Origin of the sequence: Verrucomicrobium spinosum DSM 4136 = JCM 18804 (assembly GCF_000172155.1) — a bacterium.
GTDB classification, from domain to species: domain Bacteria; phylum Verrucomicrobiota; class Verrucomicrobiia; order Verrucomicrobiales; family Verrucomicrobiaceae; genus Verrucomicrobium; species Verrucomicrobium spinosum.
Map to the genome: position 1 here is coordinate 2,359,612 of NZ_ABIZ01000001.1, position 20,038 is coordinate 2,379,649.

General features: G+C 58.6%; 20 protein-coding genes. 11 read left to right on the top strand and 9 right to left on the bottom strand.

Annotated features, from left to right (window positions below; translation table 11 throughout):
• Window positions 1-62: 62 nt before the first annotated feature.
• The gene (gene rplT / locus VSP_RS09430) at window positions 63-434 is read right to left on the bottom strand and encodes a 50S ribosomal protein L20 (RefSeq protein WP_009960241.1); all 372 of its coding nucleotides are present in this window, start codon (window positions 432-434) and stop codon (window positions 63-65) included.
• Window positions 435-574: 140 nt separating this feature from the next.
• Window positions 575-784, bottom strand: coding sequence for a 50S ribosomal protein L35 (rpmI, locus tag VSP_RS09435; protein WP_009960242.1), 210 nt, complete (start codon window positions 782-784; stop codon window positions 575-577).
• 229 nt (window positions 785-1,013) lie between these two features.
• Between rpmI and VSP_RS09440 the strand changes: the two genes are divergently transcribed.
• The 6 genes from VSP_RS09440 (at window position 1,014) to VSP_RS09465 (ending at window position 8,615) form a co-directional block, all read left to right on the top strand.
• The gene (locus VSP_RS09440; RefSeq protein ID WP_009960243.1) at window positions 1,014-2,696 is read left to right on the top strand and encodes an ATP-binding response regulator; all 1,683 of its coding nucleotides are present in this window, start codon (window positions 1,014-1,016) and stop codon (window positions 2,694-2,696) included.
• A 182-nt stretch (window positions 2,697-2,878) separates the two neighbouring features.
• The gene (plsY, locus tag VSP_RS09445; RefSeq protein WP_009960244.1) at window positions 2,879-3,550 is read left to right on the top strand and encodes a glycerol-3-phosphate 1-O-acyltransferase PlsY; all 672 of its coding nucleotides are present in this window, start codon (window positions 2,879-2,881) and stop codon (window positions 3,548-3,550) included.
• Window positions 3,551-3,555: 5 nt separating this feature from the next.
• Window positions 3,556-4,575: an NAD(P)H-dependent glycerol-3-phosphate dehydrogenase gene (locus tag VSP_RS09450; protein ID WP_009960245.1), complete on the top strand. Its 1,020-nt coding sequence runs from the start codon at window positions 3,556-3,558 to the stop codon at window positions 4,573-4,575.
• Window positions 4,576-4,990: 415 nt separating this feature from the next.
• On the top strand, window positions 4,991-6,382 hold the full coding sequence (locus VSP_RS09455; RefSeq protein ID WP_009960246.1) for a MotA/TolQ/ExbB proton channel family protein: 1,392 nt from the start codon (window positions 4,991-4,993) through the stop codon (window positions 6,380-6,382).
• Between the two features lie 65 nt (window positions 6,383-6,447).
• Window positions 6,448-7,434, top strand: a complete 987-nt coding sequence (locus VSP_RS42980; protein ID WP_009960247.1) for a hypothetical protein — start codon at window positions 6,448-6,450, stop codon at window positions 7,432-7,434.
• A gap of 35 nt (window positions 7,435-7,469) precedes the next feature.
• Window positions 7,470-8,615 carry a hypothetical protein gene (locus VSP_RS09465; RefSeq protein WP_009960249.1) on the top strand — a complete coding sequence of 382 codons (1,146 nt, stop codon included), beginning with the start codon at window positions 7,470-7,472 and terminating at the stop codon, window positions 8,613-8,615.
• A gap of 694 nt (window positions 8,616-9,309) precedes the next feature.
• On the opposite strand, the gene VSP_RS43935 is transcribed toward VSP_RS09465, so the two are convergent.
• From VSP_RS43935 to VSP_RS09490, 5 genes are all read right to left on the bottom strand, one after another.
• On the bottom strand, window positions 9,310-9,438 hold the full coding sequence (locus VSP_RS43935; protein WP_157210815.1) for a putative Na+/H+ antiporter: 129 nt from the start codon (window positions 9,436-9,438) through the stop codon (window positions 9,310-9,312).
• Window positions 9,398-9,874 carry a putative Na+/H+ antiporter gene (locus VSP_RS09470; RefSeq protein ID WP_009960250.1) on the bottom strand — a complete coding sequence of 159 codons (477 nt, stop codon included), beginning with the start codon at window positions 9,872-9,874 and terminating at the stop codon, window positions 9,398-9,400. The genes VSP_RS43935 and VSP_RS09470 overlap by 41 nt, the downstream gene beginning before the upstream one ends.
• Window positions 9,875-10,065: 191 nt before the next feature.
• Window positions 10,066-11,025, bottom strand: a complete 960-nt coding sequence (locus VSP_RS09475; protein ID WP_029190314.1) for a calcium/sodium antiporter — start codon at window positions 11,023-11,025, stop codon at window positions 10,066-10,068.
• A 76-nt stretch (window positions 11,026-11,101) separates the two neighbouring features.
• A complete protein-coding gene (locus VSP_RS09480; RefSeq protein ID WP_009960253.1) occupies window positions 11,102-12,430 on the bottom strand; it encodes a sodium:proton antiporter in 1,329 nt (442 codons plus the stop codon).
• 1,395 nt (window positions 12,431-13,825) lie between these two features.
• On the bottom strand, window positions 13,826-14,398 hold the full coding sequence (locus VSP_RS09490) for a hypothetical protein (RefSeq protein WP_156346245.1): 573 nt from the start codon (window positions 14,396-14,398) through the stop codon (window positions 13,826-13,828).
• 287 nt (window positions 14,399-14,685) lie between these two features.
• Here VSP_RS09490 and VSP_RS09500 point away from each other — a divergent pair, with 287 nt between their 5' ends.
• From VSP_RS09500 to VSP_RS39180, 5 genes are all read left to right on the top strand, one after another.
• Window positions 14,686-15,291, top strand: coding sequence for a non-canonical purine NTP pyrophosphatase (locus tag VSP_RS09500; RefSeq protein WP_029190315.1), 606 nt, complete (start codon window positions 14,686-14,688; stop codon window positions 15,289-15,291).
• Between the two features lie 30 nt (window positions 15,292-15,321).
• Window positions 15,322-16,098: a phosphodiester glycosidase family protein gene (locus tag VSP_RS09505; protein WP_009960258.1), complete on the top strand. Its 777-nt coding sequence runs from the start codon at window positions 15,322-15,324 to the stop codon at window positions 16,096-16,098.
• Between the two features lie 56 nt (window positions 16,099-16,154).
• The gene (locus VSP_RS09510) at window positions 16,155-16,961 is read left to right on the top strand and encodes a phosphodiester glycosidase family protein (protein WP_029190316.1); all 807 of its coding nucleotides are present in this window, start codon (window positions 16,155-16,157) and stop codon (window positions 16,959-16,961) included.
• A gap of 173 nt (window positions 16,962-17,134) precedes the next feature.
• Window positions 17,135-18,214 carry a M20/M25/M40 family metallo-hydrolase gene (locus VSP_RS09515; RefSeq protein ID WP_009960260.1) on the top strand — a complete coding sequence of 360 codons (1,080 nt, stop codon included), beginning with the start codon at window positions 17,135-17,137 and terminating at the stop codon, window positions 18,212-18,214.
• A 75-nt stretch (window positions 18,215-18,289) separates the two neighbouring features.
• Window positions 18,290-18,907: a GNAT family N-acetyltransferase gene (locus VSP_RS39180; protein WP_157210816.1), complete on the top strand. Its 618-nt coding sequence runs from the start codon at window positions 18,290-18,292 to the stop codon at window positions 18,905-18,907.
• 20 nt (window positions 18,908-18,927) lie between these two features.
• Here VSP_RS39180 and VSP_RS40840 read toward each other — a convergent pair whose 3' ends face one another.
• Both VSP_RS40840 and VSP_RS34700 read right to left on the bottom strand, forming a co-directional pair.
• Window positions 18,928-19,104, bottom strand: a complete 177-nt coding sequence (locus VSP_RS40840; RefSeq protein WP_009960262.1) for a CPXCG motif-containing cysteine-rich protein — start codon at window positions 19,102-19,104, stop codon at window positions 18,928-18,930.
• A 76-nt stretch (window positions 19,105-19,180) separates the two neighbouring features.
• Window positions 19,181-19,945, bottom strand: coding sequence for a L,D-transpeptidase family protein (locus VSP_RS34700; protein ID WP_156346243.1), 765 nt, complete (start codon window positions 19,943-19,945; stop codon window positions 19,181-19,183).
• Window positions 19,946-20,038 lie beyond the last annotated feature (93 nt).

Below are 20,038 nucleotides of genomic sequence, written 5' to 3' on the forward strand. Positions count from 1 at the left end.
GAGGGGTAAAGTGTGCTTTTCGTCGCGAAACCGACACACCTTACGGGGTTGGCTCCGGATGCTTAGGCAGCGGCCTTCTTCTCCAGGGCTGTTTTGGCTTGCTGGATGATGGCGTTGAAAGCAGCGGCGTCCTTGATGGCGATATCGGAGAGGACCTTGCGGTCAAGCTCGATGCCCGCGGCCTTCAAGCCCTCGGTAAATCGGCTGTAGCTCAGGCCCTGGGCGCGAGTGGCGGCGTTGATACGCTGGATCCACAGCTTGCGGAACTCACGCTTGCGGACCTTGCGGTCACGGTAGGCGTAGGTCATCGCCTTGCGGACAGCGTCCTTGGCGTAACGGAACAATTTCGAACGGAAACCGCGGAAACCCTTGGCTTTCTGAAGGGTACGCTTGCGGCGGGCGCGACTGGCGGGTGCGTTGGTGGCTCTTGGCATTTTCTTCTTTCCTGGATCAAGCTGTTGGTTTGGAACTCGACGGTGGCCTCACTTGATCGAAGGTCCCGCTAAAAGAAGCGAAACCAGGCCGGGTCGTCGTGGCTGCATAAGCAGCCTTCATGGTCACTTGGAAGCGAGCATCAGGACCAAGGCATGTTGGCCTTGACTGCTGCGGCGTCCGTGTGGTCCACGAGGACGGTCTTACCGAGGGAGCGTTTCCGTTTGCGGCTCTTGTTCTGGAGCAAGTGACGCTTGCCCTGCCGGCGACGGAGCACTTTGCCCGTTCCGGTGATTTTGAACCGCTTGGAAACTGCTTTCCGCGTTTTGGCGATGCCTGCGTTTTTGGACATAGGGGTCGCGAGGATACGGGAAAAGCAGGGCGACGCAAGGGAATTCTGCCTTGCTCGCCAAGAACCTTGTCACCAGTTTGGCGGGATTGGAGACTGTTTCCATAAAAATCGCGCACTTCAATAACCCCTGCGTGCCATTTACCATAATATGGGTGAGACTGAAAAAATGGCTTTGCTGAAAAGCTCGCAACATGCTAAAAGCTAAGGACTGTTAACTATTATGGCCGACATGTCCGCCCTCGCCGTCGAAACTCCCCGCTCGCGCGTCTGCGCAGCTCCCGACACGGGCGCAGATCCGCTGAAGACGGCCCATCTGGCCAACTCCTTTTTGCGTACCGCGCTCGATCAAGCGAGCGAGGGCATCATGATTGTGGAGGCCAACCTCTCCCACCGTCTGGGTCCCCGTATTCTGCTCCACAACACCCGTATGGCTGCCATGGTAGGAGCCGAACCCGAGAGCGGGCTGCGGGAGCGCTTCGTCACGCAACTGGTGGCCTCCCAGGCCGAGGCAGACGATCTCATGCAAACCCTGCGTGGAGCGGTGAAACAGGGTGGGGCTTCCCAGTGGGAAGGCAGCCTGAAGACGCTCTATGGTGGTGGTGCGCAGCGCTGTGTGTGGCGTATCCGCGCGGTGCAGGACGAGCACGGCAGCGTCTATAATTACACCCTCACGGTGGCACCCGCTCTCGCGGCTCCGGCGGCGAGTCCTGCTGGTGGACCAGGAGTAGTGGAGGTGGATGACAGTCGGCGCCTGCGCAATGACAACCTTGCGACGCTTTCCCTTGGGGTGTTCCACGATCTGAACAACCTGCTGGGCATCATGATGACCAATCTCTCCGAGGCGGCCCGGCTTTCCCCGGGTGGCGTCCCGGCCGTGGGGCATCACGTGGATGAGGCCTTGGCAGCCTCCCAGCAGGCGCGTGCCTTTATTCAGCAGACTATGAAGATGGCCAAGGACATTCCCGCCTCCCGTGAGCCGGTGGACATGGCTGATCTGATTCGCGAGACTGCCCGCGTCGCCCAGAGTGGCAGTGGCGTGACCCTGCACATGCATCTGCCCAAGGACCTTTGGTGGTCGGTCGTGGATGGCGCAAAGATCACCCAAGTCCTGCAGAACCTGATCATCAATGCGATCCAAGCTATGAACAATCATGGCTACATGGATGTGCTGGCCCGCAATGTGGTGGTGCCCCAGGGCCATCACCAGTTGCAGCCCGGGCCCTATGTCGAGCTGCTGGTGCGAGACCGCGGGTGCGGCATGGATCCTGACGTGGCCCGTCGCGTCTTCCAGGAATCCTTCACCACCAAGCCGGATGGCAACGGCATCGGCCTCACCACCTGCCGTCGCATCATTCTGGAGCACGCTGGCCACATTGTGGCTTCCTCGATGAAGAATGTCGGCACGGAAATCACCTTCTGGCTCCCAGCGACGCAGCCACGCGCCAAGCAGGCTGCCACTGCACCCTCCAAGCCCGCCTCACGTGGTCTGCAGTCGGGCGTGGGAACGGTCCTCGTGGTGGACGACGAAAATCGCCTGCGGCAGGTGATTCTGGCCGTGCTTAAACAGTGCGGATACAAGGTTTACGAAGCAGAGAGCGGTGAACAAGCTGTCTCCACCTACCGGAGCCTTCTTCTGGAAGGAGAGCAGGTGGACATCGTGATCATGGATCTGACGCTGAAAGGCGGACTCAATGGCGAGGAATCCATGAAGGCCATCAAGGCCCTCGATCCCGCAGCCCGCGTCATCGCCTCCAGTGGTGGCATGGTGGAGGAGACACGCGAAAGCTACATCTGCCAGGGCTTCGACGACATTCTCCCGAAGCCCTACCTCGCGCCCGATGTGGCTGCAGTGGTGCATCGTGTGCTGCATCAGGGCAAAAGCGCCTCAAAAGGCAACATGGTGGCTGCGTGACAGGCTTCGCGTGAGGCAGAGGTCGAAAGACATGAGGCCCAACGGCAGGGCGACTGAACCGGGAAGGAATGTCTCGCTGATCGCGCCACACCCTGCGTCAGCTCAAGTCTTCTGTCCTGAGTCTTCTAGTCTTGGGTCTTTTTTGAACTTGCTGCCTGCGGTCTCGCTGCGATAGAGACGCCATGAATATCTGGGTTGCCGCCATCACTGCCATCACTCTGGCCTACTTGAGCGGTTCGCTGCCATTTGGCTATTGGGCGGGGTTGATGAAGGGGGTGGATATCCGCAAGCATGGGAGCGGCAATATTGGCGCGACCAATGTGATCCGCGTGCTGGGCAAGAAGACTGGCATTCCCGTTTTCATCCTTGATATGTTGAAGGGGTTGTTGCCGACACTGTTTGCGCAGGCATGGCTCAGCAGCCTTGGGGCTTCCAGCACCATGGTCACCACGGTGGCGGTGTTGTGTGCGGCGGCGTCGGTCATCGGGCACAGCTTCACCTTCTGGCTGGGTTTCAAGGGGGGGAAAGGCGTGGCCACCTCTGCGGGGGCTTTTCTCGGGCTGGCACCTTGGGCACTGTTGGTGGCGTTTCTAGTGTGGCTGGTTCTTTTCTTCACGACCCGCTATGTGGCGCTGGCCTCGATCGGGGCCGCCATCAGCCTGCCGATCTCCATGTATGTCATCATGCTGGTAGGGGGCGGGCTCAATGTAGGGGCCTACATCCTGCTTGCCCTCGGGCTGGTGATGGGCGTTCTAGTGGTGGTGCGGCACCGCTCCAACATCAAGCGGATGATGGCCGGGACTGAGAGCCGGTTCAATCGGAAGTCCAAGGGCAAAAAAGGGGGCGTGAATTAGCAGTCATGGGTGAGCGAATCGTGAAGATGGAGCGTGCGATTGTCATGGGTGCAGGCAGCTGGGGGACGGCCCTGGCGGCGATGCTGGCCCAGCGGGGGCTGCGAGTGCAGTTCTGGGGGAGGGATGAGGCTCTCATGCAGGAGATTGCCTCCACCCGGAGCAATGAGAGGTATCTGCCCGGTCTGATCATCGAAGGGGAGCTGGAAGCCACGCACGAACTCAACCGACTACAGCCGGCAGATCTCGTCTTGTTTGTCACCCCATCCAAGGCCATGCGCACCGTCGCGGGGGCATTGCGAGACGCTTCGGTGCTCGGCGGAGACGAGGTGCTGGTCTCCTGCACGAAGGGGATTGAGCTTGCCACGGGGCGGCGCATGTCGCAGCTCCTGGAGGAGTACTTCCCGCAGCACCATCTGGCGGCGCTCTCCGGGCCGAATCATGCGGAGGAGGTCTCGCGAAAGATGCCTTCGGCTGCCGTGGTGGCCTGTGCGGACGCTGTCTCTGGAGTAGCGCTCCAGAGCTGCTTCACCCTGCCGTGGTTTCGCTGCTATACCAGCGAAGATGTTCCGGGCGTGGAGTGGGCGGGTGCTTTGAAAAATGCTTACGCGATCGCGGCCGGGATTGCCCAGGGATTGAATCTTGGTGATAACGCCATTGCGGCGCTGGTGACGCGTGGGCTGGCTGAGATGGTGCGTCTCGGGGTAGCCTCGGGGGGGCAGGTGGAGACCTTTTACGGCTTGAGCGGCGTCGGGGATCTGGTGGCGACATGCTATTCAGAGCACAGCCGCAACCACCGGGTGGGCAAGTTGCTTGGCCAGGGCATGCCCCTGGCGGAGATCGTCTCCAGCACCCGCATGGTGGCAGAGGGCGTGCCGAACACTGAGAGTCTCTGGCATGCTGCCCGTGCGGCGGAGGTTCGCACTCCGCTGCTGGATGAGGTGTATGCGGTGCTCTACCAAAATAAATCTCCCAAGCTCGCACTACGGGAATTGCTTGGTCGGGATCCGCGTCCAGAAGTAGATTAAAACCGCATGATCCATATTTTGTCGATGGCGAGGACAAGGAGTGATCATTCAGGGTGCCAGTGTGACTGTTTTCTGCTCTAGAGTGCGGGAAAAGAGCGTCGTCGCTTTCGTGATTTAGTGGGATCAAGCGCTTGCAAGATGTGCTTGCATGTTTCAAGCTCCCCGCGCTCCGCCTTGGAGCTCTCTGAGTTTTCTCCATGCACGACTTCAGCCCCAAGCCCGGTAATTCTCATACTCCGCCAGACCACCACTATATGTGTGCTTTGGGAGGTATGTACAGGGTACAAACGGTGCGCTAAAGTTCCGCGGTGGGTGTCACCCGTGTGTCGCTACACCTGTCATAAATGTATCATTCGAAATTAACTGTTCATCCCAGGAGGTCCCCAACGTGAAGTTCAAGTGCCCATCATGTGACATGAGTCTGAAGGCCGAGCCGGAATGGGCTGGCAAAGTGGTCCGCTGCCCCGGCTGCAACACCAAGCTGCAGATTCCTGAGAACATCGGTGGTGCGCCGCCTGCGGCAGAGGCTCCCGCTCCTGGTCCTGCTCCGTCCTTCAGCAGCTCTGCGCCGCTGCCAGATGCTGCTCCGCCTCCGCCTATTGGCGGCGGTTTGGATAGTTTCGTGCAGCGTCCAGAGCGCCTCGGTTGGAAGGAAAGCGATCCCACCAACCCCAACGGTTACCTCAGCTTTGCCATCGGTGTCGTGCTGACCGTTGCGTGGTTTGGCATTGTCTATCCCTTCCAGGCACCAGCCGCCAAGGCGGTGGCGGAGTACAGCTCGATGGAAACGATCGCGAACGTGTTCTTCAAGCACTTCCTGATCAGCTTCATCAACACGATGTTCTTCTTCTGGGCTGCGGCGATTCTTTATCTCAAGCTGGGCAAGTTGAAGCATCAGCGTGAAGCCTTGTTCTTGGACGTCCTCCCGGCAGAGTTGGGCCGTGAGATCAACGGCCAAAACGTCGGCAACTTCATCGATCACCTCTACAATATGCCTGTCCGTCTGCGTGACAGCTTGATGGTGAACCGCATCCGCAAGGCGCTGGAACTCTTCGAAGTTCGCCAGAACACGCCGGATGTCGGCTCCATGATGTCCAGCCAGTCCAGCATCGATGGTGCCCGTATCGGCGGCAGTTACATCATGCTGAAGGCGTTCCTTTGGGCCATTCCGCTCATGGGCTTCATTGGTACGGTTATCGGTCTTTCCCACGCCATCGGGGGCATGAGTTTTGCCAACATGGATGACGTGAGCGCGATTGTGGGTTCCATCAGTGCGGTGACGAGCGGTCTCGGTACCGCTTTCGACGCGACGCTGTTGGGCCTTGTGCTTGCGGTGTTCCTGAATTTCCCAATGAACGCCCTCGCCAAGAACGAGGACGAGATGCTCAACGAGATCGACGCCTTCTGCAACGAAGTGCTCCTGCCCCGCCTGAACGACGGTGCTGGCGCGGGTGGTGGCGATGTGGCGGCAATCGCCGACTCCGTGATGCGCGGCCTGGCCGGCGCTCAGAAGGAGTTCCTTGTGGACCTCAATGAGCTGTCGAAGCGGATGAACGAATACGCCAGCAATCTGGACAAACGCTCTGACGCCTTCCAGCAGGTGGTCACCAAGGAGTTCATCAACAACACGACCCAGATGCGCACGGAGATGCAGGAGTCGCTCAAAGATTCCCTCAAGGTTGTCACCCAGTACATGGGCGCGCTTGAGACGGGTGTGCGTGGCTTGAACACCGTGCTCAAGGAGCTGGGTGAAAAGCAAATTCTCGTACAGCAGGTGAAGAAGAAGGGCTGGTTCGGCCGCGACTGATTTCCTCCTGCGTGCCTGTGCTGACTCTTTCAACCCTACAACTCTGAGCCGCTGACCGCTGATCCATGAGCCGCCGCCGCCACAAGACTGAGGAGCTTCTCCTGATTCCCTTCCTGGACATTCTGTGTTCCCTGATTGGGGTGCTGATCCTCATCATCGTGGTGCTGTGCGTGGCCCAGTCCCAGCAGACCAACGGACGCACGCCGGAAGAACTGGCGATGTCCAAGGAGTTCGTGGAGCTTCAGAAGAAGCAGAAGGAAGACGTCAGCACGGAGACGCTTATCAAGGAAAAACTCGCCGCCTTGGAGAAGCTCAAGAAAGAGCTCCAGGAAAAAGAGGAGCGGTCGGCCAAGCTGCGCAAGCTCCTAAGCACCGGGGCGGACATTCAAAAGATGAACGAGGAGTTGAGCCAGAACCTGATGAAGGAACTCGACAATCTTCTCCTCGAAATCGAAGGCCTCACCAAGACTCAGACGGAGATGAAAAAGGAGATCGCGGTGCTCATGGAAGAACTCAAGAAGCTCCAGATCCCGCCGGACAAAAAGCCCCCGCCAGTGATGGTGCAACCGGGCGGTTCCGGTTTGGCAAAGGGCTCCAAGGTCTTCTTTGTTGAAGCGGGTGGTGGTCGTATCATCATTTATTGGGATGCCAAGCAGCGCACGCAGGTGAGTGCATCCGCTGAAGTCATCGTGGCAGATGCAGCCTACAATCACTTCCTCAAAGAGGTGAAGAACGTGCCCAACTCCAAGATCATCTTCCTCATGAGGGATGATGGCACGGGGGCTTTCAATAACGCGGCAGGTTGGGCCCAGACGACCTATAATTATCAAGTCACCCAGATCGGGAAACTGCTGCTTCCGGGCCGTGGCGATGTGGACCTCCAGATGTTCAAGGATTTCCTCGGCACCCTGCCTCCGCCACCGGAGGCCAAGCTCATGCCCCCCGCTGGTGCCGCTCCTGCGGCGGCACCGAAGCCAGCAGCTGCCGCTGCTCCTGCTGCATCCGCAATGGCCCCTGCTCCTGTCGCAGGAGCCCAGCCCCCCAAGCCTTAAGCCCAGTCTGATCGAAGCCTCAGCCCCTTACTGCCATGGCCAAACGCAGAGAAGCTCATGACGAAGAATTGCCCTTCGTCGCCCTCATGGACACCATGACCAACGTGGTGGGCGTGTTGATCATCGTGCTGGTGATGATCGGCATCAGCCTTGCCCAAGCGGTGCGCAAGGTGCTTTCTGATCTGCCGCCCGTCACCAAAGAACAGCTGGAAGAGCTGAAGAAGGTGGTGGTCAAGGATACCCCCAAGGAAGATCCCAAGAAGCTTGAGGAAGAGATGAAGGAGACTCAGCAGGCTCTCAAAAAGGCCAGCGAGGAACTCAAGACCATGGATCTTTCCATGGATAAGAGCTCGCCCAAGCACATGGACTTGGACGAGTTGCGCAAGCAGCTTGAGGAGCGCAAGAAGGTGCGCGACACCAGCAAGGAAGAGGTGGACAAGCTCCTGGCCGAAGTGGACAAGCTCAAGAAAGCGATTGATTCCACGCCGCGGTACGTGCCACCGCCCGCGACAGTGGTGAAGTTGCCCAATCCACGTGAAATTCCTGAAAATGCCACGGTACAGCGCTTCATCGTCACTGGCGGCAAGGTGTACTATCTGAACGACATTGAGTTCATGAAGTACGTCGTGCAGGAAATCGAGAAGAATCAGAAGAGTCTCGTCTTCGGTGAAGTGCCCGTGAAAGACACGTTTGGCAATCCGGTCATGGAGAAGGTGCGCGGCAAGGATGTGCCCAAGATGAAGACCGTGTTCGACCAGAAGAAGATTGTTCAACATTTCGTGAACCTTCGGCTTCCAGTGCGTGATCTGAAAATGGAACTGGTGGAGGCACCCAACGCCCCTCGTATGCCCATGCGACTGACCCCCAATCCCCAAGGAGGGGAAGGCATTGAGCAGTTCAAGAACCCCGCTTCCACGTATCAACGTGCGGTCCGCAAATTTAAAAGCGAGCCCAACACCGTGATGTGGTTCTATGTGTTTAAGGATTCGGTGGAAGCCTTTCTTGCCGCTCGTGACTATGCTGACACCGAAGGTGTGCCTGTGGTGTGGGAGCTCTACGGCAATCCCTTCTATCAGAGGAACGTGGCTGAGTTCGAGGTGAACTTCACCCCGCCCAAGCCGCAACCGCCTCCGCCACCTGGTACAGTGAAGATCGCTGCACCGAAGATGACGGCGGACTGATGACCGCCCGGTGTGCGGGAGAGGAAAGGCCAAAGACTTCTGCTGCTGGGACGACGAGGAGTCGTCCCAGTTTGCGTTTGGGCGCGATGTCGATTGACCCGCCTGAAGGCCGGAACTCCAACCACGGTGCGGGCATTGAAGGAAGTATTCGAGTCCATCTCGCTGTTCGAGATTTCACATCATCAGGAGCAAAGCGTACCCAAAATACGCAACGGCGTTCGAAGCAGCGTTGGAGTTTCGTCCCGCATGCGGGACCAATGCCATCAGGGAAAACGCATTGTCTTGCTGTTTTGCCTTCGCGCGCCTCGGAGCCGCGATGGTGCAACCGCCACGACTGTAACTGGTGAGCCCCATTCAGAAGGGCCGAAAGTCCGGGTTCATACCAGCCTGGGGCAACGCCCCAGGGATAGATGGCCAAACTACCCATGAGGGCTGTAGGCCCGGTGTCATCAAGTCTGCCTATGACGAGCATCCCTGAATGACGTCGGGCCTACAGCCCTCAACATCTAAAACGAGCGCCTACCTTGGGCGTTGCCCAAGGCTGCAATGATGCCGGACCTTCGGCCCTCAATGCTTTCACAAAAGGGAGATGCTCGACACTTTCCGCAATCCAACACGTTCCCCTCCGCTCCCACTACCGACGGGGACCGTCGGACTACACCCTGCGCCCCGCCACAGGGTTGGAGTTGCGCTTTTAGACCAATGCCATCAGGGAAAGCTGGCGAGGTTTTACAAACAGGAGGCCAAGCGTGGAGTAAGCGAGCCGTTTACTGATGGCTCTGTCATAGAGACGGCGCTTGAGAATGAGGGCTAGCAGAGTCATCGCGGCTGGCTCCGGTAATGAGACTTCCCAACAGGGGCCCTACGGCGAGCGAAGCGCAGTAGAATGCCAAATTGGCATTGATGGGGAGAAGCCGGGCTATGAATACAATGAACCGCTCCGCGAGCTGCACAACGGGTCGTGTGGCTGCCACCACCATGACCACCAGCACAAATTTGGGTTCAGTGAAGTTGAGTCCCTCTATATAGTGCACCGCTTCTGCGACAGAGCGGTTGAAGGCGGCGATTCCCACAAAAAGAGCTGCTGCCCAAAGGCCGAAGACGACTTCTGTTTCGGCCAGGAAGTGCAGGGCGTTTTCACGCACGGACCCTTTGGGATAGCGGTGTGCCCAGTGCGCGAAGCGCTTCACGCAGAAAGTATGGACGACGGCCAGGGCGAAGATGGCAGTGGCGAGGATCTCGTCAGGAGTGGGGTTCATGGATGGAGGCACGGAGTCAGATCACGAATGGCGACCCTACCACCCAAACTGTGTCACTCCTGGTCGGAACACGCCCAGACCAGAAACCTTTCCAAGGTGTATAGTTTCCTGCGAATCGAAGTCAACCGAGAGCGGAGACCGTGACAGGATTTCGATCCCAGCGAGACGATAGCTTCAGTCTGATGGAGGGGCTATTTGGGCCAGATATAGCCCAGATAGACGAAATAGGATAGCAACAGGACTCCTCCCTCCCAGCGGCGGATGATCAGGCCGCTCCAGAGCATGGGGATCATCAAGACTGCCACGGCGGTCATGTAGATCAGGTCGAGCTGGCTGATGCCGGGCCCATGCAAAGGTGTGGCCAAGCCCGAGATGCCGAGAATGGCGAACAAATTGAAGATGTTGGAGCCAATGATGTTGCCCACGGCGACATCTGCTTGTTTACGAAGGGCAGCGACGACGGATGACGCCAGCTCGGGAAGGCTGGTGCCTGCGGCGACAATGGTGAGTCCGATGATGGCCTCTGGTACTTGAAGCGTTCTGGCGATGTTGACCGCCCCCGACACAAAGGCCTGCGAGCCGCAGGCCAGAGTGAGAAGCCCACCCCCGATCAGCAGGATGATCATGGCGATACTGAGCTGAGGCTTCGCCTCGACATCGATCATCTCCTGGGCAAATTCCTCTTTCACTTCGCGTGAGGCCTGCCGTTTGGCCAGCCAGATATTCAGCGCCAAGTAGAGGATGATAAGGATGACAAATCCCGCGGCCTCACCTTGTGACACTGTCCGGTCTGAGAAAGCCCAGAGGAACAGAAGGGTTGCCACCACCATGAAGGGGGTGTCGAACTTGAGGAGTTGGAACTGCACCTTCAGCGGTACGATCAATGCCGTCACCGCGAGGATGAACGCGATGTTGAAAATGTTGGACCCAACGACATTTCCCAATGCGATATCCCCCTGGCCGCCAAGGCTGGCGGTGAGGCTTACCACCAGTTCCGGGCTGCTTGTCCCAAACGCCACGACGGTGAGTCCCGCGATTAATGGGGACATCCCAAGCTTCAATGCCAGAGAGGTTGCTCCCCGGACGAGCCATTCGGCTCCAAAATAGAGAGCAAGCAGTCCTATGCCAATCAGTGACCAGCTCAGTATCATAGGGCAATATCCGGGACACCTCCTTTTGGGCAAGGTAAACCGTCGAAAAACGGCGGTTTTTCACGTGACTGGGAAGTCACCTGATGGTCAGCCAACCGACGATCGCCAGAATCGGAACCAAGATGGGGATGGAGAAGCAGAAGAGGTAGCCGAGAAAACCGGGGGTGTGGATTTTTGCTTTGTCTGCAATGGCCTTGACCATAAAATTGGGGCCGTTTCCAATGTAGCTGCCTGCCCCAAAAAAGACGGCCCCCAGAGAAATGGCAACAACATAAGATGCATGACTGGAGAGGTAGGAGACCACATCTCCGGGATTCCCCACATCCAGATGGGCATTGCCCATGGCTGCGGCCAGGAAGGTAAGGTAAGTTGGGGCGTTGTCGAGGAATGCAGACAGGGAGCCGCTGGCGAAGTAGTACTGGAGGGGGGCGGTAAGTGTGATCCCTTTGCCTGAACCGAGGAGTTCCAGAGCGGGCACCATGGTGAGAAAGATGCCGATAAAAAGGTAACCCACCTCTTTGACCGGCCCAAAATTGAAGTCGTTGGCTTCATGAACCGGTTTTGAGGTGGTCAGGTAGGATGCAACTGCTGCCGCGACCATGATGAGGGCGGTCACGCTGATGGAGAACTGTTCGGTACCGATTTTCCAGGATTGGGGGAGGAAGACCGCAATGAGAACGACCAGCAGGAACCCAACATTATGCAGCCCCCGGAAGAGCCAGGTTTCATTGGCAGCCTCTTTAGCGGCAACTTCTTTGGGGGCGCGTGCAAAGTTCTTTTTGTCCAGGACAAAGAATACGCCGAGCAACAGTGCCATGGCCCAAAGCCAGGTAGTCCACACGTGCTGGATGACCCACCAGAACGGAACGCCGCGCAAGAAGCCCAGAAAGAGCGGTGGATCGCCGATGGGAGTAAGGGCTCCTCCGACATTGCTGACGATGAAGATGAAGAAAACAATGTGGAACTTGGTAATACGATACTTGTTCATCTTGATCCATGGGCGGATCAAAAGCATCGAGGCTCCGGTGGTGCCAATCAGGTTGGCGAGGACACCGCCAATGAGAAGGAATACCGTGTTCACAAATGGCGTGGCTTCGCCCTTGACCCGGATGTTGATGCCACCGGAGATGACGAAGAGTGAACCGATGAGGGCCATGAAACTCACATACTCCATCATGGAATGCAGCACCGCTGCGCCATGATGCAGACCGAACAGATAGTAGGCTGCTGTGACCAAGCCGAGTCCTATGGCCACCTTGGGGTACTGATGTTCCCAGAAGTGGCTGGCGAACAGGGGCATGAGCGCGATGCAGAGGAGCAGCAGGGCAAATGGGGCGACCATCCAGGGTGAAGGAAGAGCCGTGGTATGAGCCGCACTGCTGGCGGAGGAGAAGAGGGGCGTCATGTTGAAGGTCGTCGGTAGGTCCGCACCGTGTCTCAGGTAGCCTCGGAGTTACTGTGAATCAAGGAGCCGACGGGCTGACAGGGACGTTTTTGTCCGCTCATCGAACTCGGTCTCGGGGCTGTTCCGGGCAGTTGCCCCCATGGGGTCGGGGGGGCGAGGGAACCCCAGCCGTTGTCAACGCCTGCCTCTGGCTGCCGCCCTTCGGAGTAGTGGAAATAACAGGTTGTTCCGTGGGCATGGCCCGGCTGCCATCTGCGATGCCTTCGGCAGGGAGACGGGGAATCGGCATCCCTGGCTTTTTGCGCACCCCCGAATTTTCTGTGGGGCAAACGCTGCGACAGCGGCGAGTGTTCCCCGAACCTGCGCGGGTCCCCTCCACCTCGTCTGGGAGGACGTGATAGAGCCACCTGCGACACCATCGACACCCTTTTTGGACTTTTTGCCAAAATCGCATTTGTTGCGATTTATTGTGTATGCTTCTGGCGGTGAGCAAGATGTGATGGAAAAAGTGCGCGTGTTCGATGGATTGAGTTTATCATCAGACTGGCCCGTGGGTCCGGTATGCCGAAGGCCTTGCAGAAGGTAGCCAGGGAAGTAATCGCAGCGATACCCTGGAAAGCCGCCAGTCATTCGCTGGCGTGGGCATGATCCTTTGCTTAACTGTTGTCGTGTTTCTTGGTGAAGCACGGTCAGAAAACGGTGCCGAGCCACCGTACTCCAAGACGCTTCGCGAGGATTGGGAGTGCCGGGCGGGGCTGGGCCGAGGGTGGTTTGGTTCTACAACCCAGAATGGGAAGAGGCCAGGGGGGTGGAGAAGGTGCGCGGGTCCCCTCCACCTCGTCTGGGAGGACGTGATAGAGCCACCTGCGACACCATCGACACCCTTTTTGGACTTTTTGCCAAAATCGCATTTGTTGCGATTTATTGTGTATACTTCTGGCGGTGAGCAAGATGTGATGGAAAAGTGCGCGTATTCGATGGATTGAGTTTATCATCAGACTGGCCCGTGGGCCCGGTATGCCGAAGGCCTTGCAGAAGGCATTGTAGAAGGTGAACGCCATGATGAGCGCAGCGATACCCTTGGAAAGCCGCTCCCTCTTTGGCAACCGTGGAGGGTGCTTGATCGTCTTTCAGTCGGTGGCATGGGTGCCCTCCTCCGGCACCCTGTAGGCGGACCAAACATCGTTTGTAAGTGTTTCGCAAAATTCTGGAGTATGTCGCTCACGCTCAGAGAGATGTGCCAAAAACACATAACTTTTCGTTTTTGGCAAAAAGTCCAAAAAGGGTGTCGATGGTGTCGCACCTAGGCTCTCTCGAGCCAAAAAAAGCCCCGCACCGGGTGAGGTGCAGGGCGGAAATCAGCAGCAAAGGCGCGGCACGGCCGCGCGCGGTGGCTTACAGGAGGGCTCGCATGGTCACGGGAAGTGTTGCTGCAAGGCGGTCGCGGCGGCTGACGGGTAGCGGGGTGGTGAGGGTACGCTGGCCGGGAAGAACGATGCGGCGGGTCGGGGCGTCGGCATTCAGGTCGTTGTCCATGGCTGCAGGGGCGACGAAGTTCGCACCGGCTGTCTCCACGATCATCCAATAGCGCAGTGCTCGCAAGGGGATGGAGACTTCGAACTGGTCGAGGAGCCACTTGCGGGTTTCCGTGACGTTCTGCCATTGATGCCGCTCGATGCCTTCTCGGAAGGCCCGCACCACATGCTGAGGCAGGCGGGAAACGGCGGTGCTGTCCAGTAGCTTGGCAAAGCCACCATTGCGCCACGCGGCCAGACAGCCGGCCACGCTCGCGCGGGACATGGTGCCAGCTTCGGCCAGGCGGGTAAGACTGCGCTCGCCCATAAGGGCAAGGCGGAGGACGTTCAGGCGTTCCCTGTGGCGACGGGGACTGCGGGCGGCGCACAAAAGGCGTTCGACGGCAACGGCTTCACGGGATGGGGTGGGATGGGGGGACCGGATTCGAGTCATGAGCAAAGGGGTTCGGGTTGTCATGCTCAGAGCACCGGCCATGCCATTAATGAAGTATTGATGGAGGACCTTAGTGAAAATGATTCTTTTGTGATCGAAAAATTGGAATGTTTTTCCATTGCACGTGTCTCTACAAGCATTTCTGTATCAGATCAAGTCACATTCCTGTTGCACAGGACATGGGTTTGTTCGCTCTTGCTCAATGGGTTGTGATTTTTGCACGGGAGGCTGTGATGGATGCTTTATTTGGCCTGTATTTGATCTGGAAGTGATGTTAAAACGGAGGAGTGAAATCACTTTTCGTCGCTACCGGCAACCCGCACAAAACGGGCGAGATTCGCAGCATGCTTGGAGACGCTTATGACGTTTCGGACATGACTGCGCACCCACATCTGCCCCTACCTGAGGAAACGGGCGAGACGTTTGAGGCCAATGCCACGATCAAGGCTCTGGCGGCCAGCTCGGCACTCCCTGATGCACTTGTGCTCTCTGACGATTCAGGGCTGGAGGTGGATGCTCTGGGTGGGGCACCTGGCGTCATCTCCGCGAGGTACGCAGGTGCCAATGCTACGGACTCAGACAATCGCAGGCTCTTGAAGGAACAACTTGCCCAACTGGCGAAGCAGACGGAAACACCACTTTTCAACGGTCGATTCCGTTGCTGCATGGTGCTGGCACAGAATGGGCGCGTTCTGGGCGTGTTCGACGGAGCTGTGGAAGGGTGTCTCCTGCTGGCGGAGGATGGGGGAGGCGGCTTCGGCTATGATCCGTTGTTTGTTCCCGAAGGTTATGAGAACAGCTTCGGCGTGCTGCCACTGGAAGTGAAGAATCAACTCAGTCATCGGTCCCGCGCCCTGGCCAAGGTGGTGGCATGGCTGGCGGAGCAGGCCTGATCTGCAGATCTTGACTTGGAGGACAGTGGCATGACCTGGCGACTCGCATTGATCCTGCTGCTGGCCACAGGACTGCCTGGCGGCGGCAGACTCCCGGCGCAGGATGTTGTTGTTTCCTTGGGCCATGGAGTGGTGTGGAGCCGCAAGGACATCAGTGCTCCACTGGAAGGATGGTTGCAGGTAGTAACTTTTGATGCCTCCAAAGTGAAGGTGGAGGTGCTGGCGAGGCAGGACAGGGAGACTGCGCTCCCCATGCATCGCTGGATGACGGAGGCGCGGGCGATCGCCGGTTGCAATGGGGGGTATTTTGATCCCGCCACCTTTGCTCCTTCAGGGCTCCAGGTGGTGGAAGGTCTGGCCACGGGCAAGTACCAGCAGTTCGGAGAGTGGGGTGGCGGATTCGGGGTGCGGTCAGGGAAAGCCCAGATCTGGACGGAGCAGGAAATACTCGCGATGCCAACGTTTGAAGCGGAATCCTTTGTTCAGTGCAGTCCCGTGCTGGTCGATGGAGTTCGTCGATTTACAGGTGCTGGGGAGGATGTTCGCGCACGCAGGACATTCATCGCCCACGACGGTGGGGCACGCTGGGCCCTGGGGGTGACGTCAGGGATCGGATTGAGAGAGCTGGCCGAATTGCTGGTCAACCAAGGGGCTGGACTTTTGGGGTTCAAGGTGAGCCGCGCACTGAATCTTGATGGTGGTCCCTCCACAGGGCTGTGGGGCAGAGATGAAAAAGGGAAAGTGGTGGTCCACGAGAAGGAGATGTGGTCTGTGAAAAACTGTGTGGTGATCCGCCCTCTGCAGTGAGAGAGAGCGTTCTCAAGATCTTCTTGAGTTTCCGGGGCGGAATCGTTCTGTGCCTCATGGTTTCCTCCTTCCGGCTCATTTCGCATCTTGCTCCGTTATTTCTGGTGATGGGGGTGATCGTTGAGACGCTGCCTGCGCAGTGGACGGTGCGATCTCAAGCCGGGCCCGTTAAACTGCCCGGTGGTGCGATACAGGTGAAGAAGCAGCTTGCGGGCCCCACCGAGGCGGAGTTGAACCTGATCCTTTTCACCGCTGGCAAGTATGAGATGCGGGTGGTTCATCAGCCTGAGCGTGACAAGGGGGTGTCTCTGGCCACGAAGATGCGTGAACTGGGGGCCATTGCGGGGTGCAACGGAGGATACTTTACGCCAGATTTTTTGCCCCTCGGGTTGGAAGTGAGTGATGGGGTGCGCAGTGGAACGTTTCAGCGCAGTTCCCTGCTAGGGGGCGTCTTTTTGGTGAGGCACGGCAGGCCAGCCATGGTCTGGAAGGATGAATACATCGAGCAGAAGGGGGTCACCCAGCTCTTACAGGCGGGACCGCGCCTGGTTCACGCGGGACTGCCCGTGGCGGGCCTGGAGGCGACGAAGCGCCGTGCACGAACCTTCATCCTGACCGACCAGGCAGGGAACTGGGCGCTCGGCACCTGCAAAAGTGTCACTCTCCGGGAACTCTCGGATCTGCTCTCGACCCGCGCTCTGCTGCCGGAGGTCACGGTGAAGCGGGCCTTGAACTTCGATGGTGGCAACTCCACCGGGCTGTGGTGGCGGGCGGAGGGTGGCCAGGAGCACGGTGAAAGGGAGTATGCCCGGGTTCGAAACTTCCTGGTGCTTATGCCCAAGACGCCCGTGGCCGCCCGTTGAGCGTAGCGTGATTTGAGGATTTCTGGCGCGCGGTCTGCGAAGCTGTCGCGCTTGATTGATCCCTGTACTTGTGCCCTCTGTCAGGATCTGGTTCTAATTGGACCCCGTCGATCTGGGCTCAACCACGATCCAGTAGAACTTCTCCAACCCTTCTCTTCACCGCCCTCAGTCCCATGCTTGAAGCACCTGCCAAAGAATTCCTCCTCGACTATCTCAACACTCCCAGCCCGACCGGGTTCGAATGGCGGGGCCAGCGCAAGTGGGCCGACTACGTGCGCAAGTTTTCCGATCGTGTGGAGAGCGATGCGTACGGCACCGCCTGGGCCACGCTGGAAGGCAGCGCCAAGAAGCCCAAGCAGATCATGCTGGAGTCCCATGCTGATGAGATTGGCTTCATGGTGAAGATGATCACCAAGGACGGGTTCCTCTACCTTGATCGTGTGGGCGGGTCTGATGCGGCTACGGCCCGGGGGCGTCGTCTGGACATCTTGGGCGACAAAGGGGTGGTGCGCGGCATCATTGGCAACACGGCGATTCACATCCGTGAACGGGAAAATGAAAAGGCACCCCAGGTGCACGAGCTGTATGTGGATATTGGCGCCTCGAACCCCAAGGAAGTCGCTGAAGCAGGCATCCGCGTGGGCCATCCGGCTGTGTATTCCTACGGTGCCGAGTTCATGGGCAAGGAGTTGCTTCTGGGCCGGGCGCTGGACAACCGCATCGGTGGCTTCATCATCGCGCAGGTCATGAAGCGCCTGAGTGCGAAGAAAAAGCGCCCTGGTGCCACGGTGGTGGCGGTGAACGCCATCCAGGAGGAAATCGGCGGCAACGGGGCCAAGATGATCGCCAACCGGCTCATGCCGGACGTGGCGGTGGTTCTGGATGTCACGCATGCCACGGACACGCCGGGCATCGACAAGGCCAAGCACGGTGATGTGACTCTGGGAGGCGGCCCCAGCATCACCCACGGCACTTGCAACCATCCCATGGTGGTGCAACGCCTCCTTGACTCCGCGGAGAAGGTCAAGGTGGAGATCCAGCACGAGTCCTCCTCCCGGTACAGCGGGACGGACACGGACAGCATCTTCACGGTGGGCAACGGGATTCCCAGCGGATTGATCTCCCTGCCGCTGCGCTACATGCACTCCGTGGTGGAGATGGCCAATCTCAAGGACGTGCAACAGGTCATTGACGTGCTGGTGGCGTTCGTGGAGAGCGTGGGGCCTGACGACGAGTTCAAGATCAAGATCTAGTCTTGAGGCCCGGTCTGGTGTAGGAAAGAGTCAGAATCTGGATCTGGATCCCGGTCTGAACCTCCCACTCCACCTGTGACGCCTCCGCCCGCCCCTCGTCTGCTTTTGAGCCTCCGCGATGGCACACCCGTGTTGTTGCGGATGTTCACCCCGGCCGATCGGGCGGCGGTGCAGGAGGCCTTCCGCCGCCTGTCGCTGGATTCCCATTACTACCGGTTTTGGACTCAGCATCGCGACTTGCCCGACTCGCTGCTCACGCGATTTCTCAACCCTGAACCGGGGCTGCATGAAACCTGGGCGGTGCTCGATCCTGCCCTGCCAGACGAGCCGGGTCAGGGAGGTGGGTCTTTTTGGAGGCTGGAAGAAGAGCCCTGGCGGGCTGAGATCTCCTTCACGGTGGCAGACGAGGTGCAGCACCGTGGGGTGGGCAGCTTGCTCCTCGCCCTTCTCTGGATGCGCGCATGCGGAGCTGGCATCACCGAGTTCTTCGGCGTGGTGTTGCCAGACAACTACACCGTGTTGGACTGGTTTCGCGCTCTCGGTGCACGGATGACGCTACATGGGGGACAGTATGTTTTTGAGCTGGATCTGAATGAGGCAAAGCTTAAACCGACTCCCACGACGGAGCGCTTCAAGCAGCGATTGCGGGAGGTGGAAGCGGCGCTGACGGGGGCCGAAGACCAGGGGCCCTGAACGGGATCGACTTTTCCGGCTCAGGCCCCAAGCCCGTAGGCCTCCGCCAGGATCTCCTCGTCTTCCTCCCAGAAGGAGATGCTCATGGGGCGACAGCAGACCTCACAGTCATAGTCCACCGTGCACGGTACCTCTGAGAAGTGCGGGGCCGGGACCTCGAACTCCTCAAAACAAGTGGGGCAGGTGACGGAGGGCATGGGTGTGAAGTGCTTGGTGCTTGGTTTGAGTGGAGCATGAGGCTCGCGAGTTTCGCACGAAGCACTCGGAACTTTCTCACGGCAACTTCCACGCTGAGCGCATTTTCTGGTACTCACTCTGCGGGAGGAGCACGTAGTAGGGGTACTTGTCCGTCTTGATCCAGCGGATCATGGACTCGAGATTCTCCACGGCCATGGTGGTGCAGCCTGCGCTGGGGCGGGTAGGGCCGCGGCGGACATGAAAGAAGATGGCGCTGCCGTATCCCGGGGAGGCGGGATTGGTGTTGTGGCGGATTTCCAGGAGCCACTTGTAGGCGTCATCGCCCAGGCGCATGCGCTGGCTTTCAAACCACGGGGGCACATTCTGAGGATCTACCCGCACGTGCTGATTGTAGTGGGGAAGCCGAGGGTCATCCACCCATGCGTCCCATGGGCCCACTTGCAGGTATGGCCAGGAGGCCCCTTTCGGTGGGGTGGCAGCGGCTCCATGCAGTCGTCCCAGCTCAAACACGCCTGCCGGTGCCTTACCGTCCTTTTCCACCTTCCAGGGGATTTCTGGATTGCTCGGTTGGAATACTCCACGCCCCCATGCCAGTCCGTGCCGGCCTAAGTTCACTGGCCAGGCATTCTTAAAGACGGGACGCCACGGGCTCTCAGCGGAGGGGCGTTCCCAGCACTGGAGGGTGGCGGTAGCGCTTTCCCAGCTGGGGGCCACGGCCACAATGACCTGCCTCGCAGAGCTGGGAATCTGGGAATAGGCTGATCCAGGAGATAAAAAATTCGCGATCGCCAACAAAACAGCGATGCATGTAATTACGGAGTGGTTACAATGGAAGGTCATTGGCGGAAAATCTTTGGTTTAATTGCTGCGTTGTAGAGATTTTTCTTTGCACAGAGAGGGTAAGTAGGTATTTTTGCACAAAGCGATCCCGTT

Coding starts and splice junctions, on each gene's coding strand:
- VSP_RS34700 (WP_156346243.1), bottom strand. CDS start 19,945: ATGACCTTCCATTGTAACCACTCCGTAATTACATGCATCGCTGTTTTG.
- rplT (WP_009960241.1), bottom strand. CDS start 434: ATGCCAAGAGCCACCAACGCACCCGCCAGTCGCGCCCGCCGCAAGCGT.
- VSP_RS09450 (WP_009960245.1), top strand. CDS start 3,556: ATGGGTGAGCGAATCGTGAAGATGGAGCGTGCGATTGTCATGGGTGCA.
- plsY (WP_009960244.1), top strand. CDS start 2,879: ATGAATATCTGGGTTGCCGCCATCACTGCCATCACTCTGGCCTACTTG.
- VSP_RS09490 (WP_156346245.1), bottom strand. CDS start 14,398: ATGACTCGAATCCGGTCCCCCCATCCCACCCCATCCCGTGAAGCCGTT.
- VSP_RS09465 (WP_009960249.1), top strand. CDS start 7,470: ATGGCCAAACGCAGAGAAGCTCATGACGAAGAATTGCCCTTCGTCGCC.
- VSP_RS09515 (WP_009960260.1), top strand. CDS start 17,135: ATGCTTGAAGCACCTGCCAAAGAATTCCTCCTCGACTATCTCAACACT.
- VSP_RS09480 (WP_009960253.1), bottom strand. CDS start 12,430: ATGACGCCCCTCTTCTCCTCCGCCAGCAGTGCGGCTCATACCACGGCT.
- VSP_RS09455 (WP_009960246.1), top strand. CDS start 4,991: ATGAGTCTGAAGGCCGAGCCGGAATGGGCTGGCAAAGTGGTCCGCTGC.
- VSP_RS09475 (WP_029190314.1), bottom strand. CDS start 11,025: ATGATACTGAGCTGGTCACTGATTGGCATAGGACTGCTTGCTCTCTAT.
- VSP_RS09440 (WP_009960243.1), top strand. CDS start 1,014: ATGTCCGCCCTCGCCGTCGAAACTCCCCGCTCGCGCGTCTGCGCAGCT.
- VSP_RS42980 (WP_009960247.1), top strand. CDS start 6,448: ATGAGCCGCCGCCGCCACAAGACTGAGGAGCTTCTCCTGATTCCCTTC.
- VSP_RS09505 (WP_009960258.1), top strand. CDS start 15,322: ATGACCTGGCGACTCGCATTGATCCTGCTGCTGGCCACAGGACTGCCT.
- VSP_RS09510 (WP_029190316.1), top strand. CDS start 16,155: ATGGTTTCCTCCTTCCGGCTCATTTCGCATCTTGCTCCGTTATTTCTG.
- VSP_RS09470 (WP_009960250.1), bottom strand. CDS start 9,874: ATGAACCCCACTCCTGACGAGATCCTCGCCACTGCCATCTTCGCCCTG.
- rpmI (WP_009960242.1), bottom strand. CDS start 784: ATGTCCAAAAACGCAGGCATCGCCAAAACGCGGAAAGCAGTTTCCAAG.
- VSP_RS43935 (WP_157210815.1), bottom strand. CDS start 9,438: ATGACTCTGCTAGCCCTCATTCTCAAGCGCCGTCTCTATGACAGAGCC.
- VSP_RS40840 (WP_009960262.1), bottom strand. CDS start 19,104: ATGCCCTCCGTCACCTGCCCCACTTGTTTTGAGGAGTTCGAGGTCCCG.